The organism is Janthinobacterium sp. LPB2021202312-11-4, from assembly GCF_037049705.1.
Classification (GTDB): domain Bacteria; phylum Pseudomonadota; class Gammaproteobacteria; order Pseudomonadales; family Pseudomonadaceae; genus Aquipseudomonas.
The window spans coordinates 21,320-37,854 of sequence record NZ_JBAGKV010000039.1 but is presented as its reverse complement, the minus strand read 5'-3'; the positions used below and the strand labels follow the sequence as shown (position 1 = coordinate 37,854).

Sequence of the window (16,535 nt, the reverse complement as noted above, 5' to 3'; positions counted from 1 at the left end):
TGAGTAGTCTTCACGTTAGAGGAAGTCTTAAAACTATCCACTGGCGTGAGGAATAAAAGTCTAAATCTCTGCTGCTGAAGCAGGAGGGGCGGCGTGTGAATGATTAAGAATTAGAGAGTCGAAAATAATTAATTACCACCCTTGGTACTAATGCGGTTTTCGGCGTAGGAAACATCGACAACACGCGCGGCCATTATCGCCACGCGACCGTCGGTGCCTGGCACTGAGTGTCGCTGCCCGGTTGCAAATACGGCGTCAGGATCGGCGCCATTCCTTTCAGGACTTGTACGGGCAACGCTGAAGTGAATTTGAATGTTTCAGCCGAGCGGCCCGGCACGAATGCGGTCAGGGTGCCGAAGTGGTGATCGCCGATGTAGAACACGAAGGTCGCGGTCCGGTTGATCGATTTCGAACTGAGAATCCGCCCACCGGCACCAATTGCTTCGATGCGGTTATCCCCGGTGCCGGTCTTGCCGCCCATGGCCAGCGGTGTACCGTCGGGCAATTTGAAGCTGCCGGAGACCCGTTTGGCGGTACCGGCGTCCACCACTTGCGACAGGGCTTCGCGCATGGCCGTGGCCACTTCGGACGGCATCACCCGTTTGCCGACGTTCGGGTCGTTGACCAATTGGGTTTCATACGGCGTGTTGGCCGCGAAGTGCAGGCTGTCGATGCGCAGGGTCGGCATGCGCACGCCGTCGTTGAGGATGGTGCCGATCAGCTCGGCCAGCGCGGCGGGGCGGTCGCCGGAACTGCCGATGGCCGTGGCCAGGGACGGCACGAGGTGATCGAACGGGTAGCCGACTTTCTGCCAGCGCTGGTGAATATCCAGGAACGCTTCGATCTCCAGCATGGTGCGGATGCGGCTGTCCCGGGCGCCTTTGTGCTTGCTCTTGAACAGCCAGCTATAGACTTCCTGGCGTTCGAACTGACTGGCGGTGACGATCTCGCTCCACTTGGCATCGGGGTGGTTGAGCAAGTAGCCGATCAACCACAGGTCCAGCGGGTGGACCTTGGCGATAAAGCCCTGGTCTGGCAGGTCGTACGAGCCGGGGCCATAGCTCAGATAGAGCCGCTCAAGGCGTTCGTCGGTGAGTTTTTCGGTGAGCTTGGTGCCTTTGAGGTGTGCGCGCACGAAGGTGTTGAAGGCGGCCTGTTCGGCGTCCGGGTAGAGATAGCGATGCACGGCGGCCATGCGGATCGGGGTCGGGCGCATGCTATCGAGAAAGGTTTCCAGGCGTGCGTCGGAGTCTTTGTTTTTGTACTTCTTCCAGAACTTCAGCAAAAACGAAGTGCCTTCCTTGTCGGCGAACCCGGCCAGGTATTCCTGGCGGCGCGGATCACGGTCGTCCAAGAGCAACTCGGCGCTGCTGTTGGGGCCGGAGTAGGTGGTGTAACGCACGATATCGCGCATCAGCCGAATGAACGGCAGGTTGATCGATTCGCGTATCGCATCGCGCAGGCTTGGCATGCGGCCATTGTCTTCGTTGCGAAAGTTATGGAACACGTGCAGCCCGCCACCGGTGAAAAACGCTTCGCCGGGGCTGGCCGAGTATTTGCGATCCAGGGCGGCGCCGAGCATTTTCGGCAGGCTGCGGTCGGTGTTCTGGATCAGGTAATCGACCACCCAGCGGGTCAGGCGATCCTGATCCGGGACGTTGGTTTTCTTCAGCTCGGCCACGGTTTTGTCGCCGTACTTGTCGTGCAGCTCGGAGATGATCTGCAAGTAGGTGGTCAGCACCCGCATCTTGGCGGTGGAGCCCAGCTCCAGTTTGCTGCCCTCATTGATGTCGAACGGTTGATCGGTGCTGTCGGTCTGCACCCGCACGCGGGAGCCGTCCGGGGTCAGTTCGAACAGGGTGAAGCTGTAGCGCACCGCCGTGGTGCTGGTGGGGGTGAGCAGGCGTTCGCCGATCAGGCCGATCTGCCCGGCGAACGCCGGGTCCGCCAGGTGCTTGAGGTATTCGGTGGCCTGGGCCTGCAAGTCGCTCTGCAAGGTGCTGGTGGCCGAGAGGTCAAGGCGATCGAGGTCATACAGCGGACGGTTGAGCATCGAGGCCAACCGGCTGCGGGCGGTGCTGATGCCTTTGTTGGTTTCGATTGGCTGGATGGTCGGCTGGGTCTGCCAGTCGCGGTAGGTCACTTGACTGGCCAGCGCGGCGGCGGCGAATTGTGCATCGATGACGTTGTTCTGGGCGAGCAGGCGAATGTGGCTGTCGGTGAGGTCGGCCAGTTCTTCGTGGCCTTTGGTCAGGTAATGAGAAGGGCGACGCTGGGCGATCATCAAGGACAACATTTCACGCAGGGCCAGGCCTTTGGCGGCCATGGTTTTTGCATCGGTGGCGGTGCTGGCCAGGGTTTCGTTGGCCTTGTTGAAATCGGCGCCGTACCAGACCCGCAAGCCTTCGGCCATGCCATGCACTTCACCATGCCCGGGGACCGCCGACAGTGGCACGCTGTTGAGGTAGTCGCGCACCACATTCTGCCGCGCCTGCAAGGTTTGCGGGCCGGGCTGATAGGCGCGCACGCTGGCGGAAATCATCTGCCGGATCTTCTCCGCGCCCGACACGGTCAAGCCATCGGGGGAGTGGCGGTATTTCTCCAGTTGCGTCGCCAGGGTACTGCCGCCCGCCGATTGCCCCGGCAAGTGCATCAGCTTGGCCACTTGCGACCACGCGGCCATGCCGAATCGCGGCCAGTCCACGGCCGGGTTGGCCAAAGGTTGCTTGGGGTCGAGCAAAAAGCGGTTTTCGATGAACAGCAAGCTGTTGACCACCACCGGCGGGATCGACTCGAAGCTGGAATAGAGTTGTTGCGGGTAATTGAACTTGTACAGCGGCGCTGCACGGCAATCTGTGATCGTCAGTCCGGCCTGGATTTTCTCCGGATAGGGCACGAAAAAGCCGCGTTCGCTGTACTTCATCAACGCCGGAGAAAAACGGGTTTGCGCGGCAATCACATAGTTGCGCTTGATCAGCCTGGGCAGAAAATCCCCCATTGAGCTATAGCCCAGGCGCAAATCAAACGGCCCGGCGCCGGGGTAGCGAATGGCATCGCTGGGACCGGGTTGCAGGTCATAACTCAGGGACGCGGCAAATTTGCTGACTTCCCGGGCCTGAAACTTCGAGGTGCGCATCTCCCTGGCGGCGGCCAGGCCCAGCGCGATCAGAATAATCAGCAGCAACAACCAGAAGGCTTTCCAGCCATGCCGGGTACGACGGGGTTTTTCAGGTGGAGGCGCGTCATCCATACGTTCAGTCGGAACTTCGGTCTTGCTCGAATCGGTTTGCCATAGCGCGCCCATAGTCGACTGATCCATTCACGCAGATTGATCGGACTTGTCTGAAGCTTAGACGGTGGTTGGCGCCGGTGAAAAAATTGTGAATAGAGAAATTTCGAAAGGGCATGAGTGGTTATGCAAGGGATTGCCCTAAACACCGCCCATCTCTGTAGGAGCAAAGCTTGCTCGCGATAGCGGTCTTACAGTCGAAAGGTGCATTGGCTGTCTGACCGCCATCGCGAGCAAGCTTTGCTCCTACAGAGGTCCGTAACAGCCGAGATAGACACGTCAGCAGGTAAATACGACTTAGGTCGGCGCATGACGATGCACCAAAGCTGTGCAATACTCGGCGGCGTTTTTGCAGCGGATAAAAGGGCAAAATCCCAGGTAATGCCCCTCCGTAAACCGGACTTTTGGCGGGAGTTGTCGCTGAATGTTGTGGTTTATAGAGTGAAAACCCCTGCAATAAGCTTTTTATACTGCACGCCCCGCTGATCTTGCAGGTTTTGTCCTACAAGACGGGTTTGCCCAAAAGGCAGGCCCGGTTTCAGACAAGCAACGGCTTATCGGTCGACGCTTGGGTACTCGGTGGTCACATCCAATAACAAGACGAGGTTGCACCCCTATGCCCGTTGGCAATCACCTGCCCCACGGCGAGACCGCTCAGGGCGGCCCGCTTAAACGCGAACTCGGCGAACGGCATATTCGCCTGATGGCCCTCGGCGCCTGTATCGGCGTCGGTCTGTTTCTCGGTTCGGCCAAGGCCATCGAAATGGCCGGCCCGGCGATCATGCTGTCCTACATCATCGGCGGTCTGGCGATCCTGGTGATCATGCGTGCCCTCGGCGAAATGGCCGTGCACAACCCGGTCGCCGGCTCCTTCAGCCGTTATGCCCAAGACTATCTCGGCCCGTTGGCGGGTTTCCTCACCGGTTGGAATTACTGGTTCCTGTGGCTGGTGACCTGCGTCGCGGAAATCACGGCGGTGGCGGTGTACATGGGCGTCTGGTTCCCCGACGTACCACGCTGGATCTGGGCGCTGTCGGCGCTGGTCAGCATGGGCACCATCAACCTGATCGCGGTGAAAGCCTTCGGTGAATTCGAGTTCTGGTTCGCCCTGATCAAGATCGTCACCATCATTGCGATGGTGATCGGCGGTATCGGCATCATCGCCTTCGGCTTTGGCAATGACGGTGTGGCGCTGGGGATTTCCAACCTCTGGGAACACGGCGGCTTCATGCCCAACGGCGTGCAAGGCGTGCTGATGTCCCTGCAAATGGTGATGTTCGCTTACCTCGGCGTCGAGATGATCGGCCTGACCGCCGGTGAAGCGAAGAACCCGCAGAAGACCATTCCCAACGCGATTGGCTCGGTGTTCTGGCGGATTCTGTTGTTCTACGTCGGCGCGCTGTTCGTGATCCTGTCCATCTACCCGTGGAACGAAATCGGCACCCAGGGCAGCCCGTTCGTGATGACCTTTGAGCGTCTTGGGATCAAAACGGCGGCGGGCATCATCAACTTCGTGGTCATCACCGCCGCGCTGTCGTCCTGCAACGGCGGGATTTTCAGCACCGGTCGCATGCTCTACAGTCTGGCGCAGAACGGCCAGGCCCCGGCCGGTTTCGCCACAACCTCGAGTAACGGCGTGCCCCGTCGTGCCCTGCTGCTGTCGATTTTCGTGCTGTTGCTGGGGGTGCTGCTCAACTACATGGTTCCGGAGAAAGTCTTCGTCTGGGTGACGGCGATTGCCACGTTCGGCGCGATCTGGACCTGGGTGATGATCCTGCTGGCGCAACTCAAGTTCCGCAAAGGCCTGAGCGCCAGTGAACGGGCCGGGCTGAAATACAAGATGTGGTTGTACCCGGTCAGTTCGTACCTGGCGCTGGCGTTTCTGGTGCTGGTGGTCGGCCTGATGGCGTACTTCCCGGACACCCGCGTCGCGCTGTATGTCGGCCCGGCATTCCTGGTGCTGCTGACGGTGTTGTTCTACGTGTTCAAGCTGCAACCGACCAATGTGACGCAAGGTGCGGTGCGTTCGATTTCTTGAAGCTCTGATGCCTGAAACGCAAAAGCCCCGGTCGTGATGATCGGGGCTTTTTGTTTTTGAAGATCAAAAGATCGCAGCCTTCGGCAGCTCCTACAGGGGAAGGCGTTTAACCGATGGTTGGCCGGTTGAACGCTTCTCCTGTAGGAGCTGCCGCAGACTGCGATCTTTTGACGTTAAGCAGGCACCACCGAAACCGACCGGTTCAACCGCTTGTTGAAATCCAGCCACGCCCCCAGCAACGCCATCAACCCGGCCCCCACCAGTGCGGTGAAGATCTGCATGGCAAACGCGTCATCCGTCATGGCATTGACCATGTCCGCCAACGGCGCCAGCAACACGCCCAGGCAAAAGATTTCCAGCGAGTAACGCCCCATCCGACAGCTTTGTTGCGCCAGCCAATTCCGCGTCCAGCCGTTGTCGGGCAACCACTTGGCGGTGACATAGGCCAGGGCCAGGAAGTGCAGCAGCCGCACCGGCGACAGGTCGGTCTTGCTGATCGGGTACAACAGATTGCTCAGCCACCCCGGCATCACCGCGTCGTGGATTTCCGGCCAGCGCCAGGAGATCGTGATCACCCCGGCGAGCACCGCATACACCGCCGCGCCGACAAACAACGGCTGGCGCATCAGTGGTCGGGCGTCGGGCAAGCGTGGTCGCTGCCCGTGAATCGCCGCCGCGCCACCGAGCACAAACAGCAGTTGCCAGACCACCGGGTTGAAATACCACACGCCATCCTTGATGGCCGCCAGGTTCCAGCCAAACCACGGCGCCAGCAGGTACACCGTCAACGACACCGCCACCACCGCCCAGGCTTTGCGCACAAGCATTGGCAGCACCAGCGGCAAACCGGCCAGCAGCACGATGTACAGCGGCAGCGGGTCCATGAGGTTCGGTTTAAAGCGCAATAGCAACTCATCTGTCAGCGCTTGCTGGGGGTTGGTGATGAAGTGGTGCATGCCCATTTCTTCCACCAGGTCGCGGGTTTCCACATGGCTGTTGGCGAAGAACACGATGCCCATCAGCATCGCCAGCAAGAAGATATGCACCACGTAAAGCACCCAGGCGCGGCGCAGAATCTTCACGCAAGCGATCAGGTAACCATCGCGCTGGAGAATCTTGCCGTAGGCCAGCACTGCCGCATACCCGGCCAGAAACACGAAGATTTCCGCCGCATCGCTGAAGCCGAAGTTGCGCGGGGTGATTTGGCCCAGAGGGTTGTGGGGCACGTGATCCCAGAAAATGAAGATCAGGGCCAGGCCTCGGAAAAAGTCGATTCGGTGATCGCGTCCAGACGTCATGACGGAAAGCTCTTGAACGGGTTTTGATAAGGAGCGTTGTACGGCGCAAAAGGTTGCGTGCCGCACATCGGCGGCGGCAGGGTGCAGGGATCGGCCGGTAATTGCAAAGTCGGGATATTACGGGATGTCTCCGGGGCTGTCCCGGAGCAACCGTCGGTCTAAACGCGGGTCATCAAACGCCTGGGCGCCGAGCGGTACAAGGCGCGCTACAGGCCAGTAATCAGGTTTGAAAAAGGTAGAACGTCAGAACGCATCCATCAGCAAGACGATGCAATCTTTGGCCTGAAATTGGTTGATCTGCGGCACCAGGCGCCGGAAATGCTCGGACTGGCAATGCGCATCCAGCGCCGCCTGGTCCGGCCATTGCTCGACGAATATGAAGTGCCCGGGGGCTTTCTGATCGACGAACAGGTCGTAGGCGATGCAGTCCGGCTCCAACCGGGTTTTCTCGACCAGTTCGGCGTACCACGGTCGAACGGTTTCGATGTGTTGCGGTTTGATGAAGTCTTCGGCGATCACTTTCAGCATGGTGTTCTTCCTTGATGTGCGCCAGCCTTCCCATGAGGCTGGCGTCTAGATATTCCTTAAGCGGCCGCCACCTCATTGGGCTCAAAACTGTCCGCCCGCGCCATTTGCCACATCCGCGAATAAAACTCGCCGTTCACTTCCCCGGTGAGCAATTCCCCCGGTTTCAAAAATACATGCAACTGCGAGAACAACTTGATCTCGGTCGCCGACATGCGTCGCACCAAATGCTTGGCGGACAGTTGCGAAGGGTGTTCGAGCCCGGCGGCGGCGAGCATTTCAGCTAAAGCTTTCAACGTATTGCGATGGAAGTTGAATACGCGCTGGGCCTTGTCCGGCACCACCAGCGCCCGTTGACGCAGGGCGTCCTGAGTCGCAACGCCCGTCGGGCATTTGTTGGTGTGGCAGCTTTGCGACTGGATGCAGCCGATGGCGAACATGAAGCCGCGCGCCGAGTTGGCCCAGTCGGCGCCGATGGCCAAGACGCTGGCGATGTCGAAGGCACTGACGATTTTGCCGCTGGCGCCAAGTTTGATCTTGTCCCGCAGGTTCAGGCCCACCAGGGTGTTATGCACGAACAACAAGCCTTCGCGCATGGGGACGCCGATGTGGTCGGTGAATTCCACGGGCGCGGCGCCGGTCCCGCCTTCCTTGCCGTCGACGACAATGAAGTCCGGAAGGATGCCGGTTTCCAGCATGGCTTTGGCGATGCCCATGAATTCCCATGGGTGACCGAGACAGAACTTGAAGCCCACCGGTTTGCCGCCGGACAGTTCACGCAGTTGCTGGATGAAGTGCATCAGTTCAATCGGCGTGGAAAACGCGCTGTGGCGTGACGGTGAGACGCAGTCTTCGCCCATCAGGATGCCGCGTGTCTCGGCGATTTCCTTGGTGACTTTGTGCTTGGGCAAGATCCCGCCGTGGCCGGGTTTGGCACCTTGGGACATCTTGATTTCAATCATCCGCACTTGCGGCGTTTGCGCCTGGGCGGCGAAGCGTTCCGGGTCGAAGCGGCCGTCAGCGGTGCGGCAGCCGAAGTAGCCGCTGCCCAGTTCCCAAGTCAGGTCGCCGCCGTTTTCCCGGTGATAGGCGCTGATGCTGCCTTCGCCGGTGTCGTGGGCGAAGTTGCCGAGTTTGGCGCCCTGGTTCAACGCACGAATGGCGTTGGCGCTGAGGGAGCCGAAGCTCATGGCCGAGATGTTGAACACCGACGCCGAATACGGCCGGGAGCACTGCGGGCCGCCAACCATGACCCGGAAACTGCTCGGGTCGCTCAGCGGTGCCGGGCGCATGGAGTGGCCGATGAATTCGAAACCCGACTGGTACACGTCGATGAGGGTACCGAACGGTTTGTCGGCGCTTTCGTTCTTGGCCCGGGAATACACCAGCGAACGCTGGGCCCGGGAGAAGGGCAGGGCGTCGCTGTCGGATTCGAGCAGGTACTGGCGGATTTCCGGGCGAATGCCTTCGACCAGATAACGAATGTTGCCGAGGATCGGGTAGTTGCGCCGCACCGCGTGGGGGCTTTGCAGCAGGTCGAACAGGCCGATCAGGCTCAGGACGCCGGTGATGGCGGTAAACGGCCAGAGCCAGTCGTGTTGCAGGAACGGCAGGCTGGCGAGGGTGAAAATCACGCAAGCGGCAAAGAAGGCGTAGCGGCTCAGGAGTGACAGGCTCATACGGTTTCCTTGGGTTCGGACTCGGGTTTTAAAAGATCGCAGCCTTCGGCAGCTCCTACAGGTCCGTGCACGGTTCGGCTTTTGTAGGAGCTGCCGAAGGCTGCGATCTTTTCAGGCAATCAGGCATTCTGGGCCTGCAGGAATATCGAAAACAGCTCGGACTGGGATTTGATCCCCAGTTTGCTGTACATGTGTTTCTTATGGACTTTCACGGTTTCGACGGAGATTTCCAGCTTACGGGCGATTTCTTTACTGGAGCAACCGCTGAGCATCAAACGCCCGACATCCAGCTCCCGAGCGGTCAATTGCGCGCCTTTGAGTTGCTGCACCGAGGCTTCCAGTTGTACTCGCCAATCAACCTGGGGTGGCGCCGGGGCCAGGGCCACGACTTCGTTGATTTCATAGGGCAGGCGCTGGCGCAACAAGCCAAGCACCCACGGCTGGATCAGCGACAGCAAGGCAATCTGCTGACCACTGAAACGCTGCTTGCTGCCCAGGGACAGGCACAGCGTACGGTCGCCTTCGAGCTGGCAATTGAACTGGATTTCGTCGGCCACCACATTCAGACGAAAGTAGCGCTGGTAATACTCGGTCAGCTCGAAATGCTCCGGTGCCACCTCCGACAGGCGATACAGCCCGGTGCGCGATTGCTCGCGGCAGGCGATGTAGAACGGGTCGAGCAGGTACAAGCCGCGCAAATAATCCTGAAACAACTGATCGGGGCTGCCGTCCTCGCCGGGGCATTCGGCGAACACCTGCGGGTGCTGGTCGGCGCTGAACAGCAGCACCACCCAACTGTCGAAATCCACGTATTGATCCAGCAGCCGGACCAATTGCGTCCAGAAATTCGGCTTGTCCAGGGCGTCGATCAATTGCCCCACCGAACGGTGCCAGGCGATGTCATCCAGCGAGAGTGTCATGCGTCTACCCCTATCGGGTTACCCCAGCCGCGTAATTCCCTGGCCGGTTGCTTGCTGCGCATACTGGCGCACAGACACCGACCGGGCAATCTTTCTCCCTGCCCGGTCTTAGAACAAGGAATACCCATGAAGGTCGAACTCTCGCAATTGGCGGGCCGTGACAACGACACGGCTTACAACCTCGAACGCGCACTGGCGGCGATTGCTGTCTGCGCCGCCGACACGCAGTTGATTATGTTTCCCGAAGGCCACTTGATGGGCTTTGCCTCGGAAGAGACCGTGGCCCAGGTCGCCGAAGCGCTGGACGGCCCGACCGTCAGTGCGGTGATCGACGCGGCCCGTGAACGCAATATCGCCGTGGTCGTCGGCATGGCCGAGAACGATAACGGTCGCTTCTACAACACCACGCTGCTGATCACCCCCGAAGGCATTGCGCTGCGCTACCGCAAGACGCATTTGTGGGCCTCGGACCGTGGCGTTTACGCGCCGGGTGATCGTTACGCGACTTGCCTGTGGAACGGTGTGCGGGTCGGCTTGCTGATTTGCTACGACATCGAATTCCCCGAGACCGCCCGTGCCCTGGCGCAACTGGGCGCGGAATTGCTGTTGGTCACCAACGGCAACATGGACCCCTACGGCCCGACCCACCGCACCGCAATCATGGCCCGCGCCCAGGAAAACCAGGCGTTCGCGCTGATGGTCAACCGGGTGGAAGAGGGCGATGGCGGGTTGTTGTTTGCCGGCGGCAGTGCGTTGGTCGATCCGTTGGGCACGCTGCTGTTCGAAGCCGGACGCGAGGCGGGGCAGTTCGCGGTGGAGCTGGACCTGAATCAACTGACGGCGGCGCGCCAGGATTATCGCTACCTGGATGATCAGCGGCTGAAGTTGCCGGGGGAGATTGTTGAGCATGCTTCTGGATTGCGGGAGCTGATGATTCCTAAAAGCTGAGGATCAAAAGATCGCAGCCTTCGGCAGTTCCTGCGCCGAACGCGATTTCCCTGTAGGAGCTGCCGAAGGCTGCGATCTTCTCGGCGCTCCACGATTCACCGGAAAACACCGAAAAACAACAACGCAACACCCGACATTTTGCGCCGAACTCGGCTCTGCCATAAATCTAATAAATTCGGAGTAGTCGCTCATGGCTCGTTTGCAACGCACCCTGTCATTGGGTTCGGTGGTGCTGTTCGGCATCGCCTACATGACGCCAATCATTGTGCTTGGCACCTTTGGCATCCTCGCTCAATCCACCGCCGGCATGGTCCCGGCCGCTTACCTGGCGGCGCTGGTGGCGATGTTCTTCACCGCCATGAGCTACGGGCGCATGGCCGCCGCGTTCCCGGTCGCCGGCTCGGCCTACAGCTATGTGCGCAAAGCCATCAGCCCGAAACTCGGCTTTATCGCCGGTTGGGCGGTGTTGCTCGATTACCTGTTCCTGCCGATGGCGATCTGGCTGATTGGCGCGGCGTACCTCAACTCCGCGTTCCCGGCGGTGCCGCAGTGGGTCTGGGTATTGGCGTTTATCGGCATCACCAGCGCGATCAACATCGTCGGCCTGAAACTGGCCAACGGCATCAACGCCTTGCTGATGCTGGTGCAAGCGCTGGTGCTGATCGCCTTCGTCGTGCTGTGTATCCATTACATCGGCGGCGATGCGAGCACGCCACTGTGGACGGTCAAACCGTTCTTCAACGGCGACATGCAAATGCCGCTGATCATGAGCGGCGCGGCCATCGCCTGTTATTCGTTCCTCGGTTTTGACGCGGTCAGCACCCTGACCGAAGAAACCCGCGACCCACGCCGCACCATTCCACGGGCGATCATGCTGATTACCCTGATCGGCGGTTTGATTTTCGTCGGCGTGTCGTACTTCGTGCAGATCGCCCATCCGGCGTTCCAGTTCGAGAACGTTGACTCGGCGGCCTATGAGATCGCCCGCAACATCGGTGGCGACCTGTTCGTGTCGATCTTCCTGATTGGCCTGATCGTCGGTCAGTTTGCGTCGGGCTTGTCGGCCCAGGCCAGCGGTTCGCGGTTGCTGTTCGCCATGGGCCGCGACGGGGTGCTGCCCAAGTCGTTCTTCGGCACCTTGCATGAGAAATTCGGCACGCCGGTCAATAGCATCCTGCTGTGTGCAGTGGTGGCGTTGCTGGCGCTGAAACTGGACGTGACCACGTCGACGTCGTTCATCAACTTCGGTGCGTTCCTGGCGTTCAGCCTGGTGAACCTGTCGGTGATCTTCCATTACTGGATCGGCGGCGAGAAAAAAGGCCCGCGTGAACTGGTGTTGTTCCTGGTGTTCCCGTTCATTGGCCTGGTTGCTGATTTGTGGCTGATGGTCAGCCTCGATCACCTGGCGATTTACCTGGGCCTGAGCTGGCTGGCGATTGGCGTGGTGTACCTGGCCGTATTGACCGGCGGCTTCCGCCGTCAGCCACCAGAAATGGATTTCCAGGAAGCCACCTGACCCACCCCCGGGGTAGGAGCTGCCGCAGGCTGCGATCTTTTGATCTTGATTTTCGGCGGCCTCTGAATCGCCAAGATCAAGATCAAAAGATCGCAGCCTGCGGCAGCTCCTACCCCGGGGTTAGCTCGCCAGTTTGGTTTGGCGCACTGGGAGCCCGACCCTGAAGGTCGTCCCCACCCCGACTTCACTGCGCACCGAAATATCCCCGTGATGCTTTTTCACAATCCCGTAGGACAGCGACAACCCGAGCCCGGTCCCTTGGCCTATCGGTTTGGTGGTGAAGAACGGGTCGAATATTTTCTGCAAGGTCTGCGGTTCAATGCCCGAGCCGGTGTCGGCGACTTCGATCCACACAGTTTCACCTTCCAGCCCGGTGCGCAGGGTGATGGTGCCCCGGTCCGGCCCGATGGCCTGAGAGGCGTTGACGATCAGGTTCATGATCACTTGGTTGATCTGGGACGGCAGGCACTCGATGTCCGGCAGCACGTTGTATTGCTTCACCACGTCGGCCTTGTACTTGAGTTCATTGGCGACGATGTTCAGGGTCGATTCGATGCCCTGTTGCAGGTTGGCCCACTGCCATTCCTGGTTGGAGTCCACCCGGGAGAAATCCTTCAGATCCTTGACGATCTGCCCGACGCGGTTGATGCCGTCCTTGGATTCCTTGATCAGCAACGGAATGTCTTCGCGCAGGAATTCCAGCTCGACCCGTTCGCGCAGCACCCCCAATCGTTCGAGCACTTCGGTTGAAGCAATCGCCTCTTCAGCACTGCGGTAGGCATCGAGCATTTCCTGAAGCTGCTTGAAGTAGCCGTCCAGGCACCCGAGGTTGGAAGAAATAAAGCCAATCGGGTTGTTGATTTCATGGGCCACCCCGGCGGCCAGTTGCCCGAGGGAGGCGAGTTTTTCCGATTGCACCAGTTGCTATTCCAACTGTTTGCGCTCGTCGATTTCCCGTTGCAGTTCGACGCTGGCCTCTTTGAACTGCCGCGTCCGGCGTTCGACCATTTGCCCCAAATGATCGACCTGCACGCTGGCCCGTTCGGTCATGTCCCATTTGGTCAGCAAGGTATTGGCCATCTGCTGGACTTCAATGTTGTCGAACGGCTTTTTCAGGATCAGCAGCCGGTCATGGGCCTGCAAACGGTCCAGCAGTTCATCCCACGAATAGTCGGAGTACGCGGTACACACCACCACTTGCAGGCGCGGGTCTTGTTGCCACAGGTGTTCGATGGTTTGGGCGCCGTCCCAGCCGTCCGGCATGCGCATGTCGACAAAAGCCATGGCGTACGGGCGGTTTTCCTTCAGGGCGAAATTGAGTTTGCCCAGGCCTTCCTGGCCGCCGAACGCCGAATCCAGTTCGAACAGTGCGCTGGCGGACTTCGGTTCGGCGCCGAACAGCGCCGTTTCCATCTCATCCAGCTCCACGTGTTGCACCGGGGTGGGGGTGAGGATCTTGCGAAAATCCACATGGATGGACGGTGTGTCATCGATCAACAAAATGCGTCGATTCGAGGGTTTGCTCATGCGTCACCTGCCACGGTTTTCAAGGGGATTTGCAAGATGAACTGCGCGCCCTTGCCCGGTCCGTCGCTGTGGGCGGTGAGGTGGCCGTTCATTTCGATGGCGGCCAGGGCGCAGCTGTGCAGGCCAAAGCCGTGGCCTTCCTTGCGGGTGGTGAAGCCGTGGGCAAAGATGCGCGTCATGTTTTCCTCGGGGATGCCTTCGCCGTCGTCCTTGACGCTGACTTGCAGCAGCGTGTCGTCGACGATTTTCACCCCAAGGGTCATCTGTCGCGGCCGGTCGCTGAGGTCGGACATCGCGTACTTGGCGTTGCTGATCAGGTTGATCAGGATCAGCAGCAAACGGTGCTTGTCGCCCATGACCCGAGGCACGTCGCTGTACTCCTTGACCACCGTGACATGGTGGCGGGTCAGGGCACCGGAGTTCATGCGCAGTGCGTCCTCCAGCAATTCGCTGATGTGCACCGGTTCCATCAGGCTGTTGGCGCCGGCATAGGACTGCTGCGTGGCGACGATGTCCTTGATGTGGTCCACGCTTTTGGTCAGTTGCGCCAGTTCGTCGGTCATGCCCTGCTGTTCGAGGGCGATGGCGTCCACCAGTTGATTGAGGTAACCGGGCAGCAATTTACCTTTTTCATCCTCGGTCAAGAAGCTGCCCAGGTCCGTCGGATGCTCATTGATCAGTTGCATCGCCTTGCCCAACCCCAGGGCCTTGCTGCTGCGCAGTTTGCGGGTGACCAGGTCGGCGGAAATGTTCACGCTGTTGAGCACGTTACCGACGTTGTGCAGCACGTTGGTGGCGATCTCGGCCATGCCGGCCTGGCGCGCCGTGTCGAGCAGTTCGCTCTGGGTATCCTTGAGTTCCTGGGTGCGTTGTTCGACGCGCAGCTCCAGCTCGTCATTGGCGGTTTGCAGGGCTTTGTTGACGCGGCTGATCTCGGTAAAGCTGCGCATCAAGCGAATCGCCAGGTACACCAGCACCAACACCAGCAAGGTCGAAAACACCAGCATGTACAAGTGGTAGCGCTGATACACCGCATCGGCCTGTTGCTGATCGGTGTTCAGCAACCGGGTAATGTCGTCCAGGCGTTCGGCCACGGGAATGGCTTCGATGTTATCCAGCAGGCGATTGACGATCGGTTGCTCGCGCAGAATCAGGGCGATGTGGTTGCTCAAGATATCGATGGGGCCATGGAACGGCTCCGGCAGCCGCAGTTTGTTCACCCCCAGTTTGTTCAAGCCCAGCAGGATGTCGGCGGCTTTGTCATCGGAGGTGACCTGGGCGAATTCCAGGGCGCTGAGCAGCAAGTCGTAAGTGTCGGTGGCGATGTTTTGCAGTTGCAGTTTGTCGCCATCCACCAGTTGGGTCAGGGGTTGCTGGATGTCGTCCTCGGCAGTTGGCAGGAACGCCAGGGAATTGCGCAGCACCGCGTTGTGCGACTTGAATTGTTCCACCAGCCGGGTCTTTTCCTGGATGGCCGCCAGGTACGCATCATGGCTGTCTTTCCAGAGCGGCGAATCGTTGCGCCCGTGATCCGATTCCATGCTGTCGAAGCGTTCCCACAACCGGGTCATTTCGGTCAGCGGTGTGACCAGCGGATCGTAGTTGTGATTGATGGTGATCCGCGCCTTGAGAATTTCGGTTTCCCATTGCGCGTTGAGTTGTTTCATCCGGCCGATCAAATCCCGGGACTCGGTGTAGGTCGAGGTCTGGTCGGAGCTGGATTTCAAATACAGAAACAACAGGATCGAGGCCAGCGCCAGGGCGACAAGGCTCAGCAAGGCGAGGCTGCGACGTCGGGACATTTTCATAGCGGCTTGCCCTCCCATTCACCGGTCAGGGTCTTGAGAAACTGGATGATCAGGGTCTTGTCGTCGGCCGAAGGCACACGGCCGAGCTGGAACTTGAACATCACATCCACCGCTTCTTCGAGGGTGTTCGCCGAGGCGTCGTGGAAATACGGTGCGGTCACGGCCACGTTGCGCAGGCTCGGGACCTTGAACACGTTGCGGTCCTCTTCATCCTTGGTCACCAGGTAACGACCCAGGTCGGATTCGGTCGGGTTGCCCCGGGCCTGGAAGTAATCACCCATGACCCCGAACTTCTGGAACATGTTGCCGCCGATATTCACCCCTTGATGGCAGGAAATGCAGCCGTAGTCCTTGAAGCGCTGATAACCGTATTTTTCGTCGAGGGTCAGAATGTCGGTGTTGCCTTGCAGGTATTGATCGAAGCGCGAATTGGCGCTGAGCAGCGTGCGCTCGTAGCTGGCCAGGGCGCTTTGCACATTGCCCATGGTCACGCCGTCCGGGTAGGCATTGGTGAATGCGGCTTTATAGGTCGGGTCGCTGGCCAGGGTCTGGACCACGTGTTCCCAGTTGCTGCCCATTTCGGCGGGGCTCTGCACCACTTCGTGGATCTGGGCTTCCAGGGTATCGGCCCGGCCATCCCAGAACTGGCGGAAATTGAGGCTGGCGTTGAACACGCTGGGGGTATTGATCGGCACGGGCTGGCCGTTGGACCCGATGGAAAACGCCTTGTTGTCGGCGCCGCCGGTTTCCATTCGATGGCAACTGGCGCAGGACAGATTGCCGTTGACCGACAAGCGCGGTTCATTGAACAACTGACGGCCGAGTTCGACCCGCAGCGGATTTTGCCTGGGCGCGGCAGGCAGCGGTTTGAGCGGTTCGTCCAGCGGTGCGCCGCTGGCGTTCAGGCTCATGGCCAACAAAAAAACCGGAAGCAGGAAGGCACAGTTCGGCGACATCAAATGTTTCCTTGGCGAGTGGCCTGAGTGT

The 16,535-nt window shown here is 59.7% G+C and carries 12 protein-coding genes; 3 read left to right on the top strand and 9 right to left on the bottom strand.

Annotated features, from left to right (window positions below):
* Positions 1–193: 193 nt before the first annotated feature.
* On the bottom strand, positions 194–3,304 hold the full coding sequence (locus V5E99_RS27790) for a transglycosylase domain-containing protein (protein ID WP_499805546.1): 3,111 nt from the start codon (positions 3,302–3,304) through the stop codon (positions 194–196).
* Positions 3,305–3,905: 601 nt separating this feature from the next.
* Here V5E99_RS27790 and V5E99_RS27785 point away from each other — a divergent pair.
* Positions 3,906–5,327: an amino acid permease gene (locus V5E99_RS27785; RefSeq protein WP_499805544.1), complete on the top strand. Its 1,422-nt coding sequence runs from the start codon at positions 3,906–3,908 to the stop codon at positions 5,325–5,327.
* 173 nt (positions 5,328–5,500) lie between these two features.
* Here V5E99_RS27785 and V5E99_RS27780 read toward each other — a convergent pair whose 3' ends face one another.
* From V5E99_RS27780 to V5E99_RS27765, 4 genes are all read right to left on the bottom strand, one after another.
* Complete coding sequence (locus V5E99_RS27780) at positions 5,501–6,625, bottom strand: OpgC family protein (RefSeq protein WP_499805542.1); 1,125 nt, start codon at positions 6,623–6,625, stop codon at positions 5,501–5,503.
* 243 nt (positions 6,626–6,868) lie between these two features.
* Positions 6,869–7,153 carry a putative quinol monooxygenase gene (locus V5E99_RS27775; protein WP_499805540.1) on the bottom strand — a complete coding sequence of 95 codons (285 nt, stop codon included), beginning with the start codon at positions 7,151–7,153 and terminating at the stop codon, positions 6,869–6,871.
* A 56-nt stretch (positions 7,154–7,209) separates the two neighbouring features.
* Positions 7,210–8,829: an FMN-binding glutamate synthase family protein gene (locus tag V5E99_RS27770; RefSeq protein WP_499805539.1), complete on the bottom strand. Its 1,620-nt coding sequence runs from the start codon at positions 8,827–8,829 to the stop codon at positions 7,210–7,212.
* A gap of 119 nt (positions 8,830–8,948) precedes the next feature.
* On the bottom strand, positions 8,949–9,749 hold the full coding sequence (locus V5E99_RS27765; RefSeq protein ID WP_169373278.1) for a helix-turn-helix transcriptional regulator: 801 nt from the start codon (positions 9,747–9,749) through the stop codon (positions 8,949–8,951).
* A 126-nt stretch (positions 9,750–9,875) separates the two neighbouring features.
* Here V5E99_RS27765 and V5E99_RS27760 point away from each other — a divergent pair, with 126 nt between their 5' ends.
* On the top strand, positions 9,876–10,697 hold the full coding sequence (locus V5E99_RS27760; protein WP_499805537.1) for a carbon-nitrogen hydrolase family protein: 822 nt from the start codon (positions 9,876–9,878) through the stop codon (positions 10,695–10,697).
* Positions 10,698–10,887: 190 nt separating this feature from the next.
* On the top strand, positions 10,888–12,213 hold the full coding sequence (locus V5E99_RS27755) for an APC family permease (RefSeq protein ID WP_499805536.1): 1,326 nt from the start codon (positions 10,888–10,890) through the stop codon (positions 12,211–12,213).
* Positions 12,214–12,333: 120 nt separating this feature from the next.
* On the opposite strand, the gene V5E99_RS27750 is transcribed toward V5E99_RS27755, so the two are convergent.
* The 4 genes from V5E99_RS27750 to V5E99_RS27735 are packed head-to-tail and all read right to left on the bottom strand — an operon-like array spanning position 12,334 to position 16,504.
* Positions 12,334–13,131 carry an ATP-binding protein gene (locus V5E99_RS27750; RefSeq protein ID WP_499805534.1) on the bottom strand — a complete coding sequence of 266 codons (798 nt, stop codon included), beginning with the start codon at positions 13,129–13,131 and terminating at the stop codon, positions 12,334–12,336.
* A 6-nt stretch (positions 13,132–13,137) separates the two neighbouring features.
* Positions 13,138–13,740: a response regulator gene (locus V5E99_RS27745; RefSeq protein ID WP_499805532.1), complete on the bottom strand. Its 603-nt coding sequence runs from the start codon at positions 13,738–13,740 to the stop codon at positions 13,138–13,140.
* Complete coding sequence (locus tag V5E99_RS27740) at positions 13,737–15,548, bottom strand: DAHL domain-containing sensor histidine kinase (protein WP_499805531.1); 1,812 nt, start codon at positions 15,546–15,548, stop codon at positions 13,737–13,739. The genes V5E99_RS27745 and V5E99_RS27740 overlap by 4 nt, the downstream gene beginning before the upstream one ends.
* Positions 15,545–16,504, bottom strand: a complete 960-nt coding sequence (locus tag V5E99_RS27735; RefSeq protein WP_499805530.1) for a cytochrome-c peroxidase — start codon at positions 16,502–16,504, stop codon at positions 15,545–15,547. Before V5E99_RS27735 ends, V5E99_RS27740 begins: the two co-directional genes overlap by 4 nt.
* Positions 16,505–16,535 lie beyond the last annotated feature (31 nt).

Coding starts and splice junctions, on each gene's coding strand:
- V5E99_RS27790 (WP_499805546.1), bottom strand. CDS start 3,304: ATGGGCGCGCTATGGCAAACCGATTCGAGCAAGACCGAAGTTCCGACT.
- V5E99_RS27785 (WP_499805544.1), top strand. CDS start 3,906: ATGCCCGTTGGCAATCACCTGCCCCACGGCGAGACCGCTCAGGGCGGC.
- V5E99_RS27780 (WP_499805542.1), bottom strand. CDS start 6,625: ATGACGTCTGGACGCGATCACCGAATCGACTTTTTCCGAGGCCTGGCC.
- V5E99_RS27775 (WP_499805540.1), bottom strand. CDS start 7,153: ATGCTGAAAGTGATCGCCGAAGACTTCATCAAACCGCAACACATCGAA.
- V5E99_RS27770 (WP_499805539.1), bottom strand. CDS start 8,829: ATGAGCCTGTCACTCCTGAGCCGCTACGCCTTCTTTGCCGCTTGCGTG.
- V5E99_RS27765 (WP_169373278.1), bottom strand. CDS start 9,749: ATGACACTCTCGCTGGATGACATCGCCTGGCACCGTTCGGTGGGGCAA.
- V5E99_RS27760 (WP_499805537.1), top strand. CDS start 9,876: ATGAAGGTCGAACTCTCGCAATTGGCGGGCCGTGACAACGACACGGCT.
- V5E99_RS27755 (WP_499805536.1), top strand. CDS start 10,888: ATGGCTCGTTTGCAACGCACCCTGTCATTGGGTTCGGTGGTGCTGTTC.
- V5E99_RS27745 (WP_499805532.1), bottom strand. CDS start 13,740: ATGAGCAAACCCTCGAATCGACGCATTTTGTTGATCGATGACACACCG.
- V5E99_RS27740 (WP_499805531.1), bottom strand. CDS start 15,548: ATGAAAATGTCCCGACGTCGCAGCCTCGCCTTGCTGAGCCTTGTCGCC.
- V5E99_RS27735 (WP_499805530.1), bottom strand. CDS start 16,504: ATGTCGCCGAACTGTGCCTTCCTGCTTCCGGTTTTTTTGTTGGCCATG.